The 255-nt window shown below is 42.7% G+C and carries 1 protein-coding gene; it reads left to right on the top strand.

Annotated features, from left to right (window positions below; all coding sequences use genetic code 11):
• Positions 1 to 255, top strand: a 255-nt coding sequence (locus AACW06_RS20480) for a transposase (RefSeq protein WP_192076415.1), incomplete at both ends; no start/stop codon positions are given.

Here is a 255-nt window from a genome sequence, read left to right as displayed (position 1 = left end):
CGGCAAGAGGTAAAGGTACGATGGGGTGGTTTTACGGCTTTAAGCTTCACATTATCACTAATCACCTTGGTGATATTGTGGCAGCTAAACTTACCCCCGCTAATACGGATGACAGAAAACCCGTTCGGGAGTTGTCAAAAGGGCTATTAGATAAGCTTTATGCAGATAAAGGCTATATCAGTAAAGCGCTAACAGCAGACTTGAAAAAGGATGGTATTAGCCTAATAACGACTCACCGAAAGAACATGAAACCGA

It is taken from the genome of Vibrio sp. S12_S33 (genome assembly GCF_963889785.1).
GTDB lineage: Bacteria > Pseudomonadota > Gammaproteobacteria > Enterobacterales > Vibrionaceae > Vibrio > Vibrio aestuarianus.
Note: the sequence above shows the minus strand (reverse complement) of the source record. Positions and strands in the feature narration are given on the sequence as shown.